The sequence below is a fragment of the Poriferisphaera sp. WC338 genome (genome assembly GCF_050931845.1).
Classification (GTDB): Bacteria; Planctomycetota; Phycisphaerae; order Phycisphaerales; family Phycisphaeraceae; genus Poriferisphaera.
Genome location: NZ_CP194516.1, coordinates 2,703,377 through 2,725,039 on the forward strand (window position 1 = coordinate 2,703,377; position 21,663 = coordinate 2,725,039).

Below are 21,663 nucleotides of genomic sequence, written 5' to 3' on the forward strand. Positions count from 1 at the left end.
CACAGCAGGATCATTTTCGTTTCCGTAAATCCTCGACACGTTGCGACACCTCGCGCATCGTCTCTACCAACTCCACATATGGGGTATCTACCACATCCACAAACCCATATTGGCCATTCTCCCCGTCATGCCGCCCCGTCACCGGCGCATCCAAATACATAAACCAGTGCACCCCAACAACACTCGGCATCGTCATCGCATCTTCAACATACCCTTCCAGTGCTTTGACGCGTTGTTCTCTAGTTTGTGTCCACGCAGCACCCCACCCCAGCTGCCGTTCGCTTTTCGCTATCCCAAAATGAAATTCCGACAACAACATCGGCTTCTTACTCTGCCTATACCGCGTTCGAAAATACTTTTGATCAAGCACATTAACATATGGATTCTCACTAAGCACATCACAATATTTGCCTGCTGCCTTATAAACTTCTTCATGCGGCTGTTGTGATGGCGCATGCAAGAATCGTACACCCAAAAGTAAATGATTCGAATCAATTCTTCTCACCACATCGCTGTATATTTCAAAATATTTTTCCGCAATCATATATCGAAAATCATCCAGCCCCCGCTTCCCTTCATCACTAAGCTTTTCAGTTTTTACCTCTGCAGGCACCTGCCAATCGCTAACATTCATCCCCCACACTTTTCCCCACTCACCCGGCTCACCATACTTCTCTTTAAGCTCCTCAACATATGCTTTCCCTGCAAGCGACGATCCCAAAAGCCCAAGTAACTTCTCATCTGTTAGTTCATGCCAATGCAATTCATTATTCAAAAAGTAACCCAATAACCACGGATCATTCTTCATCTTTTCAATGCGTGCTGGAATCGCCTCCTCTAAATATGCTTTAAAATCAGGCTCAAACGGGTCCGGTATATCCGAAGCAACCTTAGCTAGCTTCGTCCAACCCTGATCAAATTTTACTTGCATACAATACGCATATGGCAACCCCTTCTTATCCACCACCACCTGATCAGACCATGCGCCAACCGTATTTATTCCCCATGATTGCATCCGTTTCACAGTGCGTTCTGCCCACTCGTTCCGCCAATCCTCTCCATACTTTCGAATCAGGTTCGCAGTATACAACCGCAACTCCGTTCCCTTCTGCGCCGCCTCAAATCCATCATGATCTTCAGGCAACCAATCGAACAATGTTTCCCGATCTTTAACATCCGTATAAGTCCACAATGACACCGCATTAATCCCCACCGAAAACATTCGATGCCCCTCTGGCGTCACAAACCACCAATATCCCCTACGATCCTTCTTAACCTGAAAGTAGCCCGTCGCTTTAAACTTCTGCCCCATCATTAAGCCGCCATAGCGATCGAATGAACCTGCTGGTTTCATCTCCTTAAGCCATTCAACCTCCCATTCATCCCATCGCTCCAAATCATCATCAAACGAAACTTTCTCCGGCCAGTGCTTTCCAACATACTGGCCATACCGATCCACAATTGCGCCACTCACATCTCCCCTATCATCTGCACCCAAAAGCTGTATGCCATCCAAGCGCACATTAATTTGTCGCCCCTTCGGAATCTCAAGCACTTCTAAAAGCACACCATCCACCGGTCCCGTCCCGATCCGTGTCGATAACGTTTCTAACTCATAGCCCACATGCTGCGGCCGTCCCCCCGAAATCTTCTTCGTATCTTTTTTGAAATCAAACCAACGTGCCCCCGACAAAATCAGCCGACAAACATAATCATCGTCTTCACCACCATCATCAAGACGCACACTCAAGTTTAATTGCTTCGCTCGTGCCCATTCTCTCGGCGTCACATCACCAAACATCTTTCCCAGATCAATCTTGTTCTGATCCGCAGTTAACCGCCATGTATTTCCTCGTAATTCAGCTGATTGCCGTTCCAGCAAAACAGTCCGTGCAGACAGCTCGCTGGAGCTAGCAATAAAACAAACAAATAAGATCATCCACACAAGACATGTTCTCAAGTCACACCTCGATTCAACCCGAAAGCACCCGCGGTTCGATCAAACGCAATCGGGCAACAAGCAATCACTAAGGCCGTTACAAATGAAATCGGCGCTACCCACAAACCATAAATGGGAGAAAAGATCACAACCCATCCACACAGGCAACCGCCCACCATGGCCAGTATAATCCACTTACCCTGAATTCTGACATGAAAAACCGCAAAGAACATCCCCAACATTAGTGGTCCCAAGAACACACCAAGTAACTTTTGCGACATCGTGAAAATCGTACCCAGTTCATCGACCATCCCAGCCACCACAGTCGCCATCAAACCAAAAATCAAGCTGGTCCATCGCGCCATTAAAACCTGCTGCCGGTCCGACAGCTTTTTCGTCCACCCACCACCAATATCTTGGCACACCGCACACGCTAATGCGTTAATCCCACTGGTCATACTACTCATCGTCGCAGCGAGAATCGCTGCCAAAAGCAAACCTGCAATCCCAACCGGAAGCTCTGTCGCCACAAAATACATCATCACCTTATCCGCAGACGCAGGCAGCGCACCATCCGGCTGCACCGTATACCACATCGCTAACGATACACCAATACTTATTAATAACATTAGAACTACGATGACCCCAATCACATTTACGACAAACGATCTACTTGCAGACCTTACCGATCCCGAAGCAATGTATCGCTGTAACGACATTTGGTCTGCGGTAAAACTGCTCAAGTTCCCCACAATCATCCCCATGATCACCGCCCAGATCGTCAGCTTCTCCGTAAAATCAAACGAGAAATTCAATGGCTTGCGCTGCTGCTCAAGTGCGCCCAACGCTTCGCCCATCGGTACAGGTAACGAAGCAAAGATATAGATAATCACAAGAATAATGCTCGCCGCGATCACTAGAAATTGAATCGCATCAGTAACGATCACTCCGCGAATCCCGCCAAACACCGTGTATAACGTACTCGCCAACCCAATCACCAATACTACCGGCCATAACCATTGATCCCCCAAACCTGCTGCCCCCATAATCGCAATCGCCGGCGCATAAATCAGTGCTGACATCCATCCCAACCGCAACAGCACAAACATGATCGCCGCCGTTTGCCTTGTCGCCTGGCCATAACGTTTCTGTAATATCCCAAACGGCTCCTGAATCTTCTCCGACAAATATCGTGGCAAAAACCAATATCGAAGCACAAACCATGCAAACGGGAATGCGATCAAACCCGCCAGTAGTGCCGGGCCATGTTCATACGTCACACTTGGAATCGCCAAAAAACTAATGCCACTGAATACCGTCGCCGCAATACTCAAGCCAACCAAGACGCTGCCAATCGGCCCAGAGAAACTCCCGCCCGCAGTAAAATAATCATCTGCCGATTCTTGTTTGCCCCGGCATGCAATACCCACACCAATAACAATCGCCAGATAAATCGAGATTAGCAGCCAATCCAAAAATCCAAGCAAGCAGCACCCCAATTCCAATGTATCACATAACAAGCTGTAGGTTGAAATGGTGCTAGGCAGACGTTAATCCGCCTAGCCCTTATTTTTAAACGATTATCCGTGATAATAAACTACGGACGACGTGTTAACATCAATACGCCAAGACCGATCAAGCCGAGCGTAGCTGGCTCTGGAACCGGGGGGGCCGTTGCTTCACCGTTTACCCAGCGAATGTAATCAACATCCATCGCACCCCAATAGGTACTACCACCACCATCAGCAAGCACAATACGGTCAAGATTGGCAAAGAAACCGTTCAACGTAAACGCTGGCGTTGCATTGTCATCAATATATACCTGCGCAACACGACTACCTGTACCACCAGCACTGATCGTCACGCGGATCGTGTGATACTGTGTCATATCCAGATCCACACCGGGGCCCCCCGCGGCAACGCCATCTGACGCAGATTCAGCAGAAGAAATTCGATCCTTGCTAACCAGCAACTCCCAGTAGTAATTTTGCTTACCAATCTGGATGTGCTGCGTACCGGTACGGTCCGCCACTTTGATGCGAACTTCAAAGGTTGTCCCGTCCGGATCATCCGAATCCCATTCTGATCCGTTGTACAACATGTATCCATTTTGCCATTGATTGAAACCTGTATCCAACGTCAATACACCGCCAGAAACACTAGGCCCCGCGGTATGCGTCCCACCAACGGTCCATGCACCTGATCCAAGGCTGCCATCATTGGGAAGCACATCTGCTGTGTACTCATAATCCCAAGTAATCGACGCATCGGCTTGTGCAGTCACAACACTTAAACCTAATGCCGCTACTAAACTTAACGCTAGTCTGGATGTTCTCCTCATAACACGCTCTCCTTTTAGATGTGTGTATTTTGATAGTTGTTACTTTAACTATTATGTGTTTAACAAAATGATTCTGATCCTAAACTTGCTTTGCGCTTTCACGAACAACCAACTCACAGGGTACTTCACGGGCAGGAACCGCCTTGCCTTTGCCAGCCATCTGACCAAATGATTCAACGATCATCTCCGCCACGCGCTTCCGAGCAATCCGTACTGAAGTTAGCGGCGGGTCCATCAGTGACGCAATGGTCAAATCATTAATCCCCACCACACTTACATCCTCACCCACCTTCAATCTCTTTTCACGGATCGCTTTATACACCCCCGGACAAATCTCATCACCCGCAACGATTGCTGTCGGCCTTTCTGGTAGATCCAACAAACGACACGCTGCTTCATAACCCGACTCCGGCTCATATCCACCATACTGAACCCACTCAGCATGGAACGGCATCTGCCTCTCAAGCATCAAACGATAGAACGCTTCCCGCCGCTGCGTTGCATCGCGATAATAAATGTCATTCACCCAGTGCAGATACCCAATTTGTCGATGTCCCAACTCCACCAGATGATCCAATGCTAAACTCATCACCCGACTATTATCGATCTGCATCGTATTAACAAGCGTCTCCCCAACACCTGTAAACAATGACAAATGAGCAATCTCTTCACGCTTTAAAATCTCACTCGCAAGCATGTCGCGTGCATTCACCAAAACAACATGCGTCATCTTCTTATCAAAGATCAAACCTTCAAGCAGCGAAGCATCGACCAAATGCTGCCCCAACGAATGAACCCGCAACCCCGCACCACGATCACCCAATAAATGGCCGAGCTCTAAAAGAATCTTGGAATGAAAACCGTGCTGCGCTTGCTGCTCTGGCGAAAGATCTTCGAAGAAAACAATATCGACAAACCGCATCAATGCTGGGCGGCGACAGACAAATGTACCACGACCAACTTCACGACGAATGCGTCCCGCATCTTCAAGATCCTGTAAGGACCGATCTGCAGTCGCCTGGCTGACCTTGTATTGGCGCATCAATTCACGCACAGTCGGCAGCTTCGCCCCCTCTGCTGACTTAGAGATCATACGAGACAGCACACGCCGCATCTGTACATGCTTTCGCTGGCTCGCATTCGCCTTAAGGGCTTCATCTTCTTGACTCTCAACATCGACCATGATTGTAAGTATACATCAATTCAATTTTTCGTCAACCTAATTATTAAACCGCGAATCACTCCTTGCTTAATCACCACTACCACCGATTTAAAGCCAATAAACCTTTATTGGGCACATTATCCTTCTTACCACTGGCACTCCCCAAACCCCCAACTCATCAAAATTTCATTGACATTGAATCGGTTTATAGTTACATTCCTATACAGAGGCATATAAACCGCTCATAACAACCCATTGACCACCACCCAAGCCGATTGCCTCTACCGAATGAACGAAGACTCGTTTCACATCACTGACATCATGTAGATTGCCCGAGTTGATCGGCAAGGAAATGCTGAAAATGAAACCACCAACCTCCATTTCACGCGGCTTCACACTCATAGAACTACTCGTCGTCATTTCAATCATTGCTCTACTGATCTCTATCCTCCTCCCTGCACTTACCGCTGCCCGTGAAGCGGGCCGCCGCGCTGCATGCCTCTCTAACCTCCACCAATTAGGCTTAAGTATCGGCTCATACGCAACTGATTACGGCCAACTCACACCACCTCGCCTACTAGTTGGACTTGATCATGAGCTTTACCAAAATCAGAGTACATCCAATCACATCTCATCCAAGGACGGTATTGTGATGAATCTTGGGCTACTCTACACCAGCCGCCATATGACTGCTCTCAACCTTTTCTATTGCCCCACAGACCCCCTAAAAACTGAAAGTCAAATTGCTACCGACGAACTATTTGAGCTACCACATCCCAGTACCTACGTCTCTTCATACCTTTACATGCATCGCCAAGACATTGAAGTTGCCGGCGCAAGCGGCATTCGCTTCAACTTTCCTCTCCCTGCGGCACCCCGCTGGTCAGCCCCCTTCATGGACCAAACCGTCAAGGCCGGGAAATGGTACAACGGAGGCGAACTCATAAATATACTTCCGTCAGAATTTTCAATTGTTGCCGACTATTACTTCGGTGGCGGAACCTACCATGAAGAGGGATATAACGTTGCTTACGGTGATGGCCACGCCAGCTTCTATCGTGACCAAACGAAGCACATCGCGTCCCTCAATCTCGGCCAATGGCACCCAACCTGGAGCCTCCATCAGTCTGTCTGGCAAACCTTTGACCAAGGCGAAGATCGTCCACAATATTAAAAATTAAAATGACCATGAAACAACACACACTGAAAATCCTCCTGAGCGGAGCCGTCTTATTGGCCCCGCTTTTCTTTCTTGGCTGCACTACCGTCAAGCATCCAACCCCACCGCCGTTTACCCTCCAATGGCAAACACTGCCACCCATCCCTACACCCATCGGCGGGCACACTGCCGCCAATACCAACGATCGCCGCACCTTAATCCTCGGCGGCACAACATGGAAAAACAATACCAAGCATTGGCTTAACCAAACTTGGATAACCTCAATCAAAACACCAGCTACATGGACACCCGGCCCATCACTTCCCTCACCCCTTGCCTACGCCGGCCACACCATCTATCAAAATCATCTCTACCTCTTTGGCGGTGCCTCACAATCCGGCCTCATCACCAACACCTCTGCCTTCAAAATCAATCTCAATAAAATCGAAGCCGGCTTCACTTCCGCACCACCTCTTCCAGAGCCACGTGTCTACGGCGGATGCGCCACCATTGACAACACCATCATCTTTACCACCGGCAGTTCACACACATCCGACTGGACTGCCGCCAGCAACAAAACATGGAAACTCGATCTCTCTTCAAAAAATCCTACCTGGCAACCTTGCACTGATCTGCCCGATCATGGACGCGTTACTTCCGCCATCGCCGCAATACAAAACAAGCTCTACGTTTTTGGTGGCGCATCCGTCAACTCTGATACAAATAAAGTCGAAAACACAAACGATCTTTGGATCTACGACCCAGTTAATGACACATGGTCTGAAGGCAAACCACTTCCTGCACCCAACCGCACACTCGCTGCATCTCCATATAAAAACAGATGGATCCTTCTCACCGGCGGCTATTCCGATGACGGCTTCTCATCCGAAGCCTGGGCATACGACACCACACAAGATCAATATCACGCACTTGCGTCCATGCCCGTTCCCTACGGCACACACACCATGACCATCAATCAAAACACCATCTACATTACGGGCGGCGAAGACAAGCCACGCAGCCGCACCAACCTTTCCTTCACCGCAACAATCTCCAACCCCTAAAACTACTCCAACCAGCCATCAGGATCATGCACATGGACCTCCGCAGATTCCGAACCGAACTCTACGACCACCTCACCAACAACATCCTCCCTTTCTGGCATGCGCGCACCCTCGATCACAAACACGGAGGCTACCTCCATCGCTTCGACCGTGAAGGCAATGTCACCGGCACCGACAAACTCGTTTGGTGCCAAGCACGGCAAGCGTTCCTCTTCGCCTCACTCCATCGCCAACTCAAACTAGACAGCAAGTGGCTAGACTTCGCTGAACATGGTCGCAAGTTTCTCCTTGAAAAATGCGTGAATCACGAAGGACGTTTCTACTATCTCGTCGATCAAGCTGGCAATCCTATTCAAAAAAAGATCTCAATCCTCACTGAAGTTTTTATTTTCATGGCCCTCGCTGAAATCCAACTCGCCACCGGCAAAGTGCGCGACACCGAGATCATGCTCAATATTTACAACCGCGCCCTAGAAACCGATCAAAGCGGCCAGTGCCCTGAGAGCATCCACTTCACCATCCCGCAAGGCCATCGTTGGCAAGTCCCCTCTATGTTACTCACAGGCATTGGCACACTTGCTCAACAAGTTTTCGATCCTAAAAAAATCACGCCTGAAGTTAACGCTGCCGCAGACCGTATGCTCTACGAATTTTCAAACGATCAATCTCAATGCTTTTTTGAATTCATACAACTGGATGGCAAGCTCCCCACTCATCCAGATTGCCGCATCCTTAATCCCGGTCACGCCATTGAAGCTTCATGGTTCTGCCTTGACTGGGCGTATCGGAACAATGATACCACACGAGCCGAACGCGCCGCCCAAGTGATTGAATGGTCATACAAACTTGCACTTGATCACCAGTATGGTGGACTCATCGCCTACTGTACGCCTGACGGTACACGCCCACCCGGCCCCGAAATTATGAACATTTCAGGTGAACATTGGGACACTAAAATCTGGTGGGTCCAAGCGGAAAGCATGTGCGGGCTACTCCTTGCAGGACTACTCACCAGCCGCACCCACCTCACCCAAGAAGCCATCAATCTTTGGAAATACTGCCAAGAACATTTCATCGATCAAAGCCATGGCGAATGGTTTGAGTACCTCCATCGCCACAATACGATCATGTCCGCGCAAAAAAGCTCATGGGTCCGCTGCGCATTTCATATCCCACGATGCTTGGTCAAAATGATCCTCGCATTGGATGAGCATGCTACAAAAACATCAAACGAAATGGCCACCACACCATGATACTAATGTGATCGATATTGATTCGGCGATTGCCCCATAATCCGCTTAAACGCTCGCGAAAATGAAAAAGCATTGTCGTATCCTACTGACACCGCAATCGCTTCCATTTTTAAATCTGTACGCTTTAACAAAGATGATGCATGCCGCATTCGCAGATGCGCCACATGCTCCATCGGACTGTGCCCATGATGCCGATGACACAGTAGCCGTAGATATTCCGGACTTAAATGCCCGCTCCTTGCCAAGGTACTGATTGTCCATTTCCGACCGAGCTGCGCATTCACCTGTTCCCAGATATGCCATAGCCTATCCGGTACCCGCCAAGAATCTAGAATCCTGCACACATAATCGTGAATCAGATCCACCCATTGCTCAAGCAGATGCAACTCACCACGACAATCAACTTCTTCTACCAAACCGAGGATGGATGCATACAGGAGACGTGGATTCGATTCCAACACTGTTGGCTCAGCCAACGAAATAATCGGCACTACATCCTCCGGCTCAACATAACTCACCCAGCAACACGTCCATTCGACACCTGGATCGGCATAGTACGCATGTAACTCATCGCGCGGCGTGACATAGGCCATGCCTCGTTTCAAAGTCTTCCACCCATCAGAAGTGTAAACCTTCCCCTGCCCTTTCACAGTCAATAACACCTGACTTAAAGCCGACTTCTCGCGCACAAAACAAAATCCTTCGCGCGCCTCAGAAATCCCAGTAAACGTAATATTCTTTCGGGCTAAAGCAGAAACCTGTTCATACCCAGCAACACGTTCAACCGTTTGCTCACCAATCGAGTACGTTTCCGTCAATAGGCCATCATGTTGCGGCAACGTGACTGTCATCCTGGCCCTTCAAACAATATAAGACATCTAGCCATCCAAATGCACAATGTAGGATATGCGCATTATACGTAAGAAAATACCTCGGTGGATTTTAATACCATTTTGCTTCGAATGCCAGATTTTAACCCTAAATAATCGAAAAAACACTTTTATTCATGCTGATCTTAAAAATCACTCCCTCAAAACACACAAATAGCCACAAATAAACAAATCTCAGGATTGGGATTACGGCAATAACTTGCTGCAATCCGAGCATGGTCCCGCCCCCTGCCTCACTTATAATAATCTGAAGTGGAATAGAGCCAATGATCCGTGTCCCACGGTGAACTTTGACTCAAACACATCAATGGAACAATGATGCTGAAATCAATCAAACATCTCGTATTACTCTCATTCATACTCACAAGCTTATCGCGCGCCCATGCTCAACCCGCAATCACATGGGAGAACGACTTCTCAACAGCACCCGCCTCCAAGGGCTTTGTCGCACTCCGTAACGGCAACATTATTTCCGTCGAAACCAACCCCACAGATACCGGTCCCGCAATCAAGTGCTGGCTGAGTACCGATCAAGGCAAAACATGGCAAGACCTCGGCACCATCACTACAGCTGAACACCATGTTGATCTTGGCGACAGCGTCATGATCGAACTTCAAAACGGCGATCTGCTCGTTTCATATCGCCGTAATCGCTACCGCGGCGATTACCAAAACAACCCCGAATTCAATATTGAAACATCCATCAGTCACGATGGCGGCAAAACATGGTCCTTCCATAGCACAGTCGCCAAATCAAAACCTGGAAAGCCCGGACAAGGACTCTGGGCAAGCACGCTTCATCAACGTAAAAATGGAACTATTCAGTGCTACTTCGATGATGAAGATACACCCTACAAAAAAGGGTACCAAGGCCACCAATGGGTCACCATGCGTACATGGAACCCCACTAAAAAAGCCTGGGTCAAACCAGTCACCGTTGCTCGTACGCCAAATCCGAAAAATCTCTCGCGTGACGGCATGCCCAGTATTACTGAATGGCCAAGCGGCCGCATGATGGCAGTATTTGAAGCTGTCGATCCCAATCCCCCGCACGCTAACTTGATCGCAGCCACATTCTCAACCAACGGTGGCAAGACATGGAATTGGAAAAAACGACGCACCATCATACACGGCGGCGCACCCTCAAAGCATCTATCAATTTCTCCTTGGACTGCCCGCTTCGGCAACACCGTCGTCTGTGTTTTTGCAACTGACGAAGATCGCCCTTCCCCCGGCGTCTCTGGAACACCCGTACACAAACTCTCCATGGACCTCAAATATGCCTACACAACCAATCGAGGAAAAACTTGGTCGGATGTCAAAACCCTCTACAACCAAAGTGGCAACATCTATAAGCCGAGCATTGCCATCCTACCCGATGGCTCCAGCCACAACATGCTCGTTATGTTTTTAGATATTGCTGCAAACTGTAATCGCTCCGTCCGAGGCAATATCACTTTCCCAAAGGAATAAAGATAGACCCATCAGTGATGGAGAGACGAAACGAAAATTAAACTGCCTGATCATATAAAAGAAGTTAAGACAACGTATATCACAATACTAATAAAATTAATGTAAAAACAACTGGCTATTGCCATGCAGTACCGTTTTACCTTGGAGAAATAAACGTGAATCCTTCAATCCCACGCAATGAATACCCCCGACCACAGTGCAAGCGTCAAGACTGGCTTTGCCTCAATGGCACATGGGATTTCGAAATAGATAAATCTGACAGTGGACTCGAACGCAGCCTGCTCAACAGCAAACTTAACAGTGAAATCACAATTCCTTTCTGCCCTGAATGCGAACTGTCTGGCATCAATAATGTCGATTTCCTTAACGCGGTCTGGTACCGACGTGAAGTCACTATCCCCGCGACGTGGGAAGGGCAAATCCCCCTGCTCCACTTCCAAGCCATTGACTACGATGCCACCGTTTGGGTCAACGGCATAGAAGTCGCTCGACACCGCGGTGGCTGGTGCGGATTTACCTGCAATCTTCAAAAGGTTGCCAAAGCTGGCGAAACTATCACCATCGTCGTCCGCGCTCGTGATAACACCAAAGAGCTTATGCCACGCGGCAAACAATCTGCTGAATACGCACCGCACGCGGCTGAGTACCATCGCACGACAGGCATCTGGCAAACCGTTTGGATGGAACCCGTCCCAACGTCATATCTCGAACGGCCATGGTTAACGCCAGATACGAACGAAGGTGCCATCAACCTCCGCCAACCTGTTCGTTTCGCACAGGAAGGTATGACTGTCCACGCAACACTCATCGATGACAATCAGGTTATCGCTGAAGGTGATGTTCAAACCGACCAATCCATGCACGCCTTCATCAACCTCCCTATTCCCGCTGATAATCAGCGTTACTGGTCACCAGAAGATCCGCACCTCTATCAAGTACTCATTCAACTCAAAGATCAAGATGGCCAACTCATCGATCAAATCCAAAGCTATACCGCGCTGCGCAGCATTGCCATCCAGGGTCAAAACGTACTGCTCAACGGCAAGCCCGTCTTCCAAAGGCTCGTACTCGATCAAGGCTTCTATCCTGATGGCCTACTCACCGCACCGTCCGACCAAGCCCTCGTCGATGACATCCAGATCTCGCTAGATGCTGGCTTCAACGGCGCTCGCCTCCACCAAAAAGTTTTTGAAGAGCGATTCCTCTATCATGCCGACCGCATGGGCTATCTCTGCTGGGGTGAATTCGGCGACTGGGGCATCGACAGGATCAATCCCCCTGCAAGCTATATCACACAATGGATTGAAATCATCCAGCGCGACTACTCCCATCCATGCCTCATCGGCTGGTGCGGCCTTAACGAAACTTGGCACGTTCCAATCAAAGACACCATCAGTGGACTCGACGACCTCACGCGCGGCATGTACTACGCAGCTAAGGCTATTGATCCTACCAGACCTGTCATTGATTCTTCCGGCGGCGCTCACTTGGTCAATGAAGCAGATATCTACGACACCCACGACTATGAGCAGGATCCGGAGAAGTTTGCAAACAACTACAGCAACCTCAGCGAAAACAAGCCATTCATAAATAAGCCTGAAAACGAAAACGATGCATGGTCCTTACCCTACGATGGCCAACCTTTCTTCGTCAGCGAATTCGGTGGCACATGGTGGTGCGAATCGGCTGATGAATCTTCTTGGGGCTATGGACAACAACCCAAAACAATTGAGGAAGTTTATCATCGCATCGAAAGCATGTGCAGCTCACTCCTCAAACATCCAAACATGTTTGGCTACTGCTTCACACAACTTACCGATGTCTTCCAGGAAAAGAACGGCTTGTATGATTTCAATCGCAATCCTAAATTCGATATGCAACGTATCAGCAACACACAAAAACAACCCGCTGCTATTGAAACGGCAAACCAGCCCGAAACTGTGAAATCCTAGCAATGAACAGGTGGCCTCTGGGCTAAACCGCCATCATCAATCTTCACATTGAAATCGAGTGCGAGCTCTGGCAAGCATGTAAGGCACGGTTTACTCCCTCACCCATGCCTTGACATGCCACGCAACGTCTGTGTCCGCATGCCTCTCAATTTCAATCGTGAACAGCAACATGATCTCAATCATGTTTGGTGCTGGCGGTTTTTTATATTCCGCTACATGAATGGTGATTTACAACCACGATAGTTTCCTAAAACCTCACCCATTGTGCCGACAAATCCAACAAGTTGCCGGTTTAACTCATTCGGATTCTTTTCATCACGCAGTATGTTCTGAATTGCATCCGCTTCAACGCGATTAATCTGAACATCGTAATGTGCTTCAATCGCCTATCGAACCATATCCGCCGCCAGCAATCGTCTCTGTTATTCGCTGAATAGAGAAGTAAAGTCGAGTATGGCTGGCTACTGACTTGTTCTTTTCACTCACTTCAATCTGTTGATTTCATCTTCATACAAAACGTTTCGTACATGCAATCAAGCTAACCTAAAGCTATATCTCTGAAATGGCACTAAGTTTGGTGGTAGCAACTTCCAAACAATAATGATAGATTAATATCAGAAATCTTGCCATCTAACTTCGCACAAGGGGACTAGCCATGCTCAAGAAGATTATCTCACTGTCATCCTTACTACTTCTTTTATTTGTAAGTACTGGGTGCCCAGCCCAACAAAAATTGCCGACTCCGGACAGCCTAGGTCTAGTCGACTATCCAGCCAAGGGGTGGCGTATCTTCAGCGTCCCCACTGAAGGCGACGCACCCGGCAGCATTTTCGCCATCAAAGACGGTGCAATCCAGCCCGTCGATGATGCCACCGCTCAAGTCAATGCCACAACATCCAAAATCGCACTTCCAACAGCAAAGAGCGTCAGGAATTACGGTGCAAGACTCAATGCGTTTGGAACATTCATTACAAGCGGCCTGCCGGTCGAAGCTGGTTTTGAAGCTGACGGAACTCGGCGTGTCGCGATAGAGCTAACCGTCGAAGGTGCTATTAAAGAGCAGGTGACAAGAACACAATTAAACGCCGCCATTCAGGAATACGTGAATACCTTCGGCGACTCCCTCCTCAATCGAGACGGTGAAACCTTCTACGTAATCCAGTCCGCGATCAGCGCAACACAAATCACGTTCAAGTTCTCCGATGTTGACGTCACCCGATTTAATCTTGAGAGTCGCCTTGCCGCGCTGGCCAATGCCGATACGAATCTCACCTTCCAGAAGAATGATGGATTCGAACTCATCCGTAAGTTCGACAAGCCCATGCGTATGTTCTATCAACCAGCAATCATCAATCTACTCCCTGCCTTGTCCGGTAACCCGAAGGTCACCTTGAATGAGGTGCCTGCCGAATCTCTACTGAACGTGCAACCAAGTGATGGTGCATTGCATTGAGGCCGCTTTATCTGGCCGTAATCCTGCTCATCACGTTCCACAGCCTCGGCTGTGGAACGGGGCCAACACCCAAAAAGATGAAAGAGGCCGTGGTCAACTCGTTCGTCTTTCGCAGTTCAGATAGCCTGTACGCCGGCTTTGACGGTACTCAGAGCGAACCACCTGCGCTGACCGTCGATGATGCAAACCCCATACTCAAACAATTCAAAAATTATGCGAAAACCCTTGTGGCAACACACAAAAAGTATGACGAGGATATCTCGCGGTTCATCGGCGTGCCGCTGAGGCGTGACTTTAAACCAAAAGTAATATTCGTCGACACCGGCCCTGTCGGTGTGTACTGGAACGAACAGGCGAATGAGTTACAGATGCATGTGGAGCACCTGCGTCTATCCTACATCGCCACCGTGTGCCCTGATATCCGTGAAGCAGAACTCGGCCAGTCCGTACTCAAAGCCCTCAACGGCGAGGAGCTTGAATCACCCGACACCGGATTGAGTTTCTTTGATCTCTTCCCGTCTGAGTCCGATGAGACGCCGCTCAACGACCAAGAACCTGATCACGAGCGAACCTATGCTTCAGTTGATTCGCTCTCAGATCTGGATATTGCTCGCGGCATGGTCTTGCTCAGAGCAAGCCTGAAAAAAAAACCTGCCGGCGGAGCGTGGTCCACATTCCTAACCAGAGATGGCGCCAACGAGTGGTTTCATTGGGTCAATATCACCATGTCGGTCGCGAAGACGGAAGAGAGATTCAGTGCGTTACTTCTCTTCATCATTGCACATGAGCTTGGACATGCCGTAATAGAAAAGGATACTTACACGACACAACTAGAAGCGGAACAGGATGCCGACCGCTATGCAGCTTTCTTGCTCAGCCTCGCCTTTGATTCACCTGTTAAGTCACTTATGCTACAGTCTCAAAATCAGCTTGATATCGGGCACAAGGTATTATTTCAATCGCCTGTCTTTGAACATACTTGGGGAAAGCACCTCGATCAGCGTCAAGAAAGGCTTAAGGAAATCGGCATCATCACCGGGAAGTTTGAAGCGTGCAGCAGATACGCCTGGAACGTCGTTGAGGATCGGCTCTGGGAAAGAACGAAAAGATCTTGGACTGGCCAAACAACCATACGTAAAAAACATATTCGCCAGTACAGAAAGTTACTCGAATTCGCACTACGCGCAACACCCATGATTACGGAGATCGAATCACTGATCGAAGAAGCCGCCTTCCGTTACCAAAGATTACCGACACGCGAGGAAGTCCAGACATTGATCGCAGGCGCTGGATATGACCCCACGCAATTTGACTATCGATGCAACGAAAACAGTTCTGAGTGCCAACTTGTGCACGTCGGCCTTGATGGTAAAGCTAGAACCAACGATGACTGGCGTTTGGGTAAGGTGTTTTTGTTAGGTGATAGCGACTGAAAACTTGTGTGATCTGCCTTAACCATGACTCTTGACCACCCACAAAAAAACCCCGCTTCTGCGGGGTCTTTCAACGTCTTGCGACCTGTCACATACGGTCAAATGGGCCTGGCAGGATTCGAACCTGCGACCTCACCCTTATCAGGGGTGCGCTCTAACCAGCTGAGCTACAAGCCCATCACCAGAATTCACTGGAGCTACGTAGGTTAAGCAATCTGTCGACCCTGGTCAACCCCACGCAAAAACCAGTGGAAAACCCCTTTCTCGGCCCCTTTCCCCCCTTGACCCCGCCCATACGCACGACTTACCATCATAGTCTAACCCAGTGCCTGCAGTAACGCATTTTCAGGACGATCCCCCCATGCATTGCCAACCTCTTAATTTAAGTGAACTTATACAGCAACAGGATGCTGAACCGCCGCTCAAACTTATTGAGCAGCACATCAACCCTGCGTACGCCAAGGTCCTCAAGGTCCTCGGCTACGATGTTCGCTATACACGAGGCGAAGCGCAATACCTCTGGGATGACCAAGACAACCGCTACCTTGACTGCCTCTCTGGTTTCGGCGTCTTCGGTGTTGGCCGCAACCATCCTGTCGTTCGTGACGCGATCAAGCAGACGATGGATCTCAACTTGCCCAACCTTCCCAAGTTCGGCCCCTCCCGAACCTCCGGACTACTTGCCGCCAAACTCATCGACATCGCCCCCGGCAACCTCGATACTGTTTACTTCTGTAACTCCGGTGCCGAAGGCTGCGAAACCGCCATAAAATACGCACGTGCCGCCACCGGCAAAAACCGTATCCTCTACTGTAAAAAAGCATACCACGGCCTCACCCTCGGCGCACTCTCCATCAACGGTGGCACCGAATTCCGTGAAGGCTTCGGCGATCTCCTCGTCGACACCGATGCTATCGACTTCAATGATGTCGAAGCACTTGAACGCGAACTCGCCAAAGGTGACGTTGCCGGCTTTATTTTTGAACCTATCCAAGGCAAAGGTGTCCGCATCGCAACACAAGATTTCGCAGATGCCGCTGCCACACTCTGTAAAAAATATAAAGCCACACTCATCGCCGACGAAGTTCAAACCGGCCTCGGACGCACCGGCAAAATGTTCGCAGTCGAACACTTCAATCTTGAGCCTGATGTCCTAGTGCTTTCCAAAGCGCTCTCTGGCGGGCACATCCCAATTGGAGCGGTTCTCTCCAAACGAGACATTCACAATAAAGTCTTTTCATCACTCGACCGTTGCGTTGTACACTCCACCACCTTCGGTCAGAACGATCTCGCCATGGTCGCGGGTTTCGCCACGATCCACGTGTTACAAAATGAAAAGATCGTTGAAAACGCCGAAGCCATGGGCGAAAAACTCATGGCTGGCCTCAACAAGCTCACCGAAAAGTATGACATGTTCAAAGCTGTTCGCGGCAAAGGGCTCATGATTGCCCTAGAATTCGGCCCACCCAAATCACTCAAACTCAAAGTCGGCTGGAAGCTCCTGCATAAAGTCGATCAAGGCCTCTTCCCGCAAGCCATCCTCATCCCGCTCCTCAAAGATCATCACATACTCGCTCAAGTCGCTGGCCACAACATGGACGTTGTCAAACTCCTCCCCTCACTCGTCATCAACGAGCAAGATGTGAATTACCTTATCCAAGCATTCGATCAAGTCATCGGTGCATGTCACAAATTCCCCGGCCCCGCATGGGAAGTCGGCAAACGGCTTACACAACAAGCGCTCAAAAAGAAAAACATCCAACCTACCACAACCCCCTCCCCCATCACCAAAGCGTAACCACCTCAAACATCGACATATGTATAAAAAGACGCCCTTCAATAGAGCGTCTTTTTTTATAGCCATATAGCCGTCTAACCTGTGATTAGTTCACAATCCATGCACCTGCCGACGCTACCGCCGCATGATTCGTTGGCAGATAACTCAGCATCTCCCCTGGCTGGACTTCTAACTCATCAATCTTCTCTACCGCCCCAGTGATGATCATTTCCAAGCGTTGCTGCACCTCGCGGTATCGCCGTGCCACACCCGCAATGCGCATCTGGATCATCTCCAAACCTTGCGGCTTATTTCGTCTGTGCCACATCGCACTAAAGGCAGCATCCCATCGCTCAATCGTCTTCACCATCACCGCGCAATCAATGATCAACTCTCGCAGTTTTTCTTCATCACGATCTTTGTAGGCCTTTTCCAGCTTCAAACGAAGGCTGATCTTCTTCGTTAGCACCTCAGCTAACAAACCCGCCGCCCATACATCCCCCGCGCCAAGCTCCGCTTTTTCCATCCGCGCGATCTTTGAGGATAGCTTCGCATAACGATCACGAATCTCCAGCCACGCCCCAGAACGAATTGATTCAACCTGTCGCCAGTAAATCCCAAGCAGCGGATCATCCCACAACATCATGTTGCCGAACACCTGTGACTTGGCGCGTTCAGCCAATGCTCCCGCATCTTGTTCGCCATCTTGCCCCTCTGCAGCATCATCAAGATAGAACGAACCAAGCGCACTCAATTCCCGAGACAGCTTGTAATCACCGCCACATATATGATGCAACCGCTTATCAGCAATCTTCTCATCAACCTTGCCTGCATAAATCTGTTCCGCGCATGTCACCAATCCCTCAAATGCAGAATCAATATCACACACCGCACCGTCATCACCCCACATCGTGAACGTGATCTCTTTCACACCGGATTTTGCGCACCCTTCAATGCTCGGCAGCGCATTTTTATCTGTATTTGCCGTGCAATGCCACAACATCGGCCACGTCCAAACCCCCGACGCCATCATCGGCTCAAACCCAAGCTCCCGATGCTTCTCCACCCACTCCGAATAGAACGCTGCGTTATCGTGATAGTAATCCCAATACACCAACTCGACCTGCGAAGGAATCCGCGATTTCACCTCATCTGGAATCACCGTCTCGCGATCATAGTAATCCTGATTTACATTCCCCAAGCGGAAGTACATATCCGACCAAATCATCGGCCGCAGCCCCCGCGATTCGCACATCCCCACGACTTTGTCCAAATGCTCATTGAATAATTCAAACCGATCTTGATACCCATACTTGTCCAAAAACTTCCCCGTCCCCAAATCATGCGTCTCATCCATCCCCACATGAATTCGCTTACTCCGCACTGCGTCTGCCCAGAACCCAATCATTTTTTCTATGAGTTGATAGGCCTTTTCTTCCTTTGCACACAAAACTGACTTTGTGTCTTTGATATCCCAGTAGTTTGACCACTTGAGCACTTGCCCCAAATGGCCTAACGTTTGAATGCACGGGATCAGTTCGATGCCAAGCTTATCCGCTGCATCATCAATCGCTTTGATTTCTTCCTGCGTATACCGACCGCGCTGATAACCAAAGTACGGCTCCCCCTCCAACTCATACGTCTCTTCCGTATACAGCATTACCTGGTTGTAACCTAACACTGCCAACTTCTTCAGCCAAATCTTCAGATGACTCACCGTCATCACTGCATTACGCGAACAATCCAACATGATCCCCACACTCTTAAATCCAGACTGTTCGCTTTGCCCCACCGCTTCCTTACCTAAGCTCGCCACCGTCCCAAGCCCCCGTAGCGCCCCTGCCATACATTTATAATAAACCGCTATACCACCATCTTCCTCAACAACCCGGCATCCAACTTCACCTTCACCTGCATCTTCTGCTTTGAAAACAAGCTTCTCGCCTTTCACACCATCACCTGGTCTAATCAGCGCATAGTCTTTTTCGAAAATACTCAGTGCCTTATTGAGTCGCTCATCTTCACCAACCACTTGATACACGTATTGCATCATGCTTCCTTTCAGCACTTCTGCGTGCTAATCTATCTTGACTGCACCGTTTCACCTGCGCGTCATTACGCGCACCCACTGCAAGCCAAGCCGACATTTTACCAAGACTGGCGGTCCCAGCCACCCACGCCACAATGAAAAAAGCCACCCCAAAAGAGCGGCCGTTTATTTCTAACACCAACTATCATCCACACACTAACCATCAGCACCCGCTGAACCGATTCCACCCGCTGAATAATTCGGACTCTCACGTGTAATCGTGATATCGTGTGGATGACTTTCCGCCAGACTTGCTGCACTCACGCGCACAAACTGTGCCCTCGCTTTCAGTTCATCAATTGTCTTCGTGCCGCAGTACCCCATCCCTGCTCGCAACCCGCCAACCATCTGATACACAAAATCACCTAGCGGTCCACGGTACGGCACCCTGCCCTCCACGCCTTCCGGCACAAGCTTGTCCTTCTTCGTCACACCCTTCTGTGCATACCGGTCCGCACTCCCCGCCATCATCGCACCCTGCGATCCCATCCCGCGATACGTCTTGAACCGCCGGCCACCATGAATCACCAATTCGCCCGGCGACTCATCCAACCCCGCAAACAACGATCCGAGCATCACCGAACTCGCTCCCGCACCGATCGCCTTGGTGATCTCGCCGCTCTGACGAATCCCGCCATCTGCAACGACCGGAATACCCGCATCGCTTGCAACCTTGCATGCATTAAAGATCGCTGTGATCTGCGGCACACCAATTCCCGTCACCACACGCGTCGTGCAGATCGAACCCGGCCCGATCCCGACCTTCACTGCATCAGCGCCTGCATCTATCAGATCCTTCGCCCCCTGCTCCGTCGCAATGTTCCCTGCGATCACATCAATGCTGTATTGCTTCTTTACCTGCCGCACGGTTTCCATCACGTTTCCGCTATGGCCATGCGCCGAGTCCACCGTGATCACATCTACCCCACCAGCAATCAGTGCCTCAACGCGATCCAATTGATGCACACCAACAGCCGCACCAACACGCAGCCTCCCACGATCATCGCGGCAACTCCGCGGGAACTGACGCATCTTTGCAATGTCCCGCATCGTGATCAAACCCGTCAGCTTGCCCTCGCCATTAACCAGCAATAGCTTCTCAACCTTATTCTGATTCAGGATTTCTTCCGCTTCCTTCAGTGTCGTCTCCGGCTTCCCCGTCACCAGACGATCCTTGGTCATGACCTCGCTGATCGGCTTCGCGTCGTCCGTCAAGAACATCATGTCCCGCCGCGTCAAGATCCCCACAACCTTTCCATCCGGCTTTCCGCTATCCGTCACCGGCACACCCGAAATATTTTGCTCTTCCATCAGCTCCCGCACTTCCCCACTCAGCGCCTGCGGCGAGAGCGTCACCGGGTCCGTAATCACACCGTTCGCGCTCCGCTTCACCTTCACCACCTCACGCACCTGCTCCTCAATCGACAGGTTCTTGTGAATGATCCCAATGCCGCCTTCCTGTGCCAATGCGATCGCCAACCGACTCTCGGTTACGGTGTCCATCGGAGCCGAGATCAGCGGAATATTGACGCGGATATTGCGGGTAAGCTGTGTCGATAGATCTGTCTCTGCCGGAACCACATCACTGCGGCCCGGAATCAGCAGCACATCATCAAAAGTAATACCATCTGAAATAATCTTCTGTTCCATGGTAAAGCAATACCGTACCGCCCTCCTG

Annotated in this window: 15 protein-coding genes and 1 tRNA gene; 8 read left to right on the plus strand and 8 right to left on the minus strand. The window is 49.8% G+C overall.

From position 1 onward, the window contains the following. Positions 1-10: 10 nt before the first annotated feature. From ACQ6WK_RS11075 to ACQ6WK_RS11090, 4 genes are all read right to left on the minus strand, one after another. Positions 11-1,939, minus strand: coding sequence for a hypothetical protein (locus ACQ6WK_RS11075; protein ID WP_432797447.1), 1,929 nt, complete (start codon positions 1,937-1,939; stop codon positions 11-13). Between the two features lie 17 nt (positions 1,940-1,956). After that, entirely contained in the window at positions 1,957-3,426 is a 1,470-nt protein-coding gene (locus ACQ6WK_RS11080; RefSeq protein WP_432797448.1) for a sodium:solute symporter family transporter, read from the minus strand. A gap of 110 nt (positions 3,427-3,536) precedes the next feature. After that, positions 3,537-4,280 carry a PEP-CTERM sorting domain-containing protein gene (locus ACQ6WK_RS11085; protein ID WP_432797449.1) on the minus strand — a complete coding sequence of 248 codons (744 nt, stop codon included), beginning with the start codon at positions 4,278-4,280 and terminating at the stop codon, positions 3,537-3,539. A gap of 79 nt (positions 4,281-4,359) precedes the next feature. Then, positions 4,360-5,463 carry a substrate-binding domain-containing protein gene (locus ACQ6WK_RS11090; RefSeq protein WP_432797450.1) on the minus strand — a complete coding sequence of 368 codons (1,104 nt, stop codon included), beginning with the start codon at positions 5,461-5,463 and terminating at the stop codon, positions 4,360-4,362. A gap of 340 nt (positions 5,464-5,803) precedes the next feature. Between ACQ6WK_RS11090 and ACQ6WK_RS11095 the strand changes: the two genes are divergently transcribed. From ACQ6WK_RS11095 to ACQ6WK_RS11105, 3 genes are read left to right on the plus strand one after another with little or no spacing between them, the layout of a single operon-like run. Beyond that, positions 5,804-6,616: a type II secretion system protein gene (locus ACQ6WK_RS11095; RefSeq protein ID WP_432797451.1), complete on the plus strand. Its 813-nt coding sequence runs from the start codon at positions 5,804-5,806 to the stop codon at positions 6,614-6,616. A gap of 14 nt (positions 6,617-6,630) precedes the next feature. After that, entirely contained in the window at positions 6,631-7,665 is a 1,035-nt protein-coding gene (locus ACQ6WK_RS11100) for a Kelch repeat-containing protein (protein WP_432797452.1), read from the plus strand. A 32-nt stretch (positions 7,666-7,697) separates the two neighbouring features. Further along, a complete protein-coding gene (locus ACQ6WK_RS11105; RefSeq protein ID WP_432797453.1) occupies positions 7,698-8,918 on the plus strand; it encodes an AGE family epimerase/isomerase in 1,221 nt (406 codons plus the stop codon). Positions 8,919-8,920: 2 nt separating this feature from the next. Here the strand turns inward: ACQ6WK_RS11105 and ACQ6WK_RS11110 are convergent, their stop codons facing one another. Then, positions 8,921-9,769 (minus strand): AraC family transcriptional regulator, encoded by an 849-nt coding sequence (locus ACQ6WK_RS11110; RefSeq protein WP_432797454.1) that lies wholly within the window; start codon positions 9,767-9,769, stop codon positions 8,921-8,923. A 357-nt stretch (positions 9,770-10,126) separates the two neighbouring features. Between ACQ6WK_RS11110 and ACQ6WK_RS11115 the strand changes: the two genes are divergently transcribed. From ACQ6WK_RS11115 to ACQ6WK_RS11130, 4 genes are all read left to right on the plus strand, one after another. Then, entirely contained in the window at positions 10,127-11,281 is a 1,155-nt protein-coding gene (locus tag ACQ6WK_RS11115; RefSeq protein ID WP_432797455.1) for a sialidase family protein, read from the plus strand. 155 nt (positions 11,282-11,436) lie between these two features. Then, positions 11,437-13,233, plus strand: coding sequence for a glycoside hydrolase family 2 protein (locus ACQ6WK_RS11120; protein ID WP_432797456.1), 1,797 nt, complete (start codon positions 11,437-11,439; stop codon positions 13,231-13,233). A gap of 655 nt (positions 13,234-13,888) precedes the next feature. After that, a complete protein-coding gene (locus ACQ6WK_RS11125; protein ID WP_432797457.1) occupies positions 13,889-14,686 on the plus strand; it encodes a hypothetical protein in 798 nt (265 codons plus the stop codon). 89 nt (positions 14,687-14,775) lie between these two features. Next, positions 14,776-16,119: an ImmA/IrrE family metallo-endopeptidase gene (locus ACQ6WK_RS11130; protein ID WP_432797458.1), complete on the plus strand. Its 1,344-nt coding sequence runs from the start codon at positions 14,776-14,778 to the stop codon at positions 16,117-16,119. Between the two features lie 103 nt (positions 16,120-16,222). On the opposite strand, the gene ACQ6WK_RS11135 is transcribed toward ACQ6WK_RS11130, so the two are convergent. Then, positions 16,223-16,296, minus strand: a tRNA-Ile gene (locus ACQ6WK_RS11135). A gap of 184 nt (positions 16,297-16,480) precedes the next feature. Between ACQ6WK_RS11135 and ACQ6WK_RS11140 the strand changes: the two genes are divergently transcribed. Next, entirely contained in the window at positions 16,481-17,917 is a 1,437-nt protein-coding gene (locus ACQ6WK_RS11140) for an aspartate aminotransferase family protein (protein WP_432797459.1), read from the plus strand. Positions 17,918-18,002: 85 nt separating this feature from the next. Here the strand turns inward: ACQ6WK_RS11140 and ACQ6WK_RS11145 are convergent, their stop codons facing one another. Then, complete coding sequence (locus ACQ6WK_RS11145) at positions 18,003-19,949, minus strand: family 20 glycosylhydrolase (RefSeq protein ID WP_432797460.1); 1,947 nt, start codon at positions 19,947-19,949, stop codon at positions 18,003-18,005. A 192-nt stretch (positions 19,950-20,141) separates the two neighbouring features. After that, entirely contained in the window at positions 20,142-21,635 is a 1,494-nt protein-coding gene (guaB, locus tag ACQ6WK_RS11150) for an IMP dehydrogenase (protein ID WP_432797461.1), read from the minus strand. Between the last annotated feature and the right edge of the window lie 28 nt (positions 21,636-21,663).

Bases quoted from the DNA above. Each gene is read 5' to 3' on its own strand.
- ACQ6WK_RS11115 (WP_432797455.1), top strand. From the start codon at position 10,127: ATGCTGAAATCAATCAAACATCTCGTATTACTCTCATTCATACTCACA.
- ACQ6WK_RS11100 (WP_432797452.1), top strand. From the start codon at position 6,631: ATGAAACAACACACACTGAAAATCCTCCTGAGCGGAGCCGTCTTATTG.
- ACQ6WK_RS11145 (WP_432797460.1), bottom strand. From the start codon at position 19,949: ATGATGCAATACGTGTATCAAGTGGTTGGTGAAGATGAGCGACTCAAT.
- ACQ6WK_RS11140 (WP_432797459.1), top strand. From the start codon at position 16,481: ATGCATTGCCAACCTCTTAATTTAAGTGAACTTATACAGCAACAGGAT.
- ACQ6WK_RS11075 (WP_432797447.1), bottom strand. From the start codon at position 1,939: ATGATCTTATTTGTTTGTTTTATTGCTAGCTCCAGCGAGCTGTCTGCA.
- ACQ6WK_RS11110 (WP_432797454.1), bottom strand. From the start codon at position 9,769: ATGACAGTCACGTTGCCGCAACATGATGGCCTATTGACGGAAACGTAC.
- ACQ6WK_RS11125 (WP_432797457.1), top strand. From the start codon at position 13,889: ATGCTCAAGAAGATTATCTCACTGTCATCCTTACTACTTCTTTTATTT.
- ACQ6WK_RS11085 (WP_432797449.1), bottom strand. From the start codon at position 4,280: ATGAGGAGAACATCCAGACTAGCGTTAAGTTTAGTAGCGGCATTAGGT.
- ACQ6WK_RS11090 (WP_432797450.1), bottom strand. From the start codon at position 5,463: ATGGTCGATGTTGAGAGTCAAGAAGATGAAGCCCTTAAGGCGAATGCG.
- ACQ6WK_RS11105 (WP_432797453.1), top strand. From the start codon at position 7,698: ATGGACCTCCGCAGATTCCGAACCGAACTCTACGACCACCTCACCAAC.
- ACQ6WK_RS11095 (WP_432797451.1), top strand. From the start codon at position 5,804: ATGAAACCACCAACCTCCATTTCACGCGGCTTCACACTCATAGAACTA.
- guaB (WP_432797461.1), bottom strand. From the start codon at position 21,635: ATGGAACAGAAGATTATTTCAGATGGTATTACTTTTGATGATGTGCTG.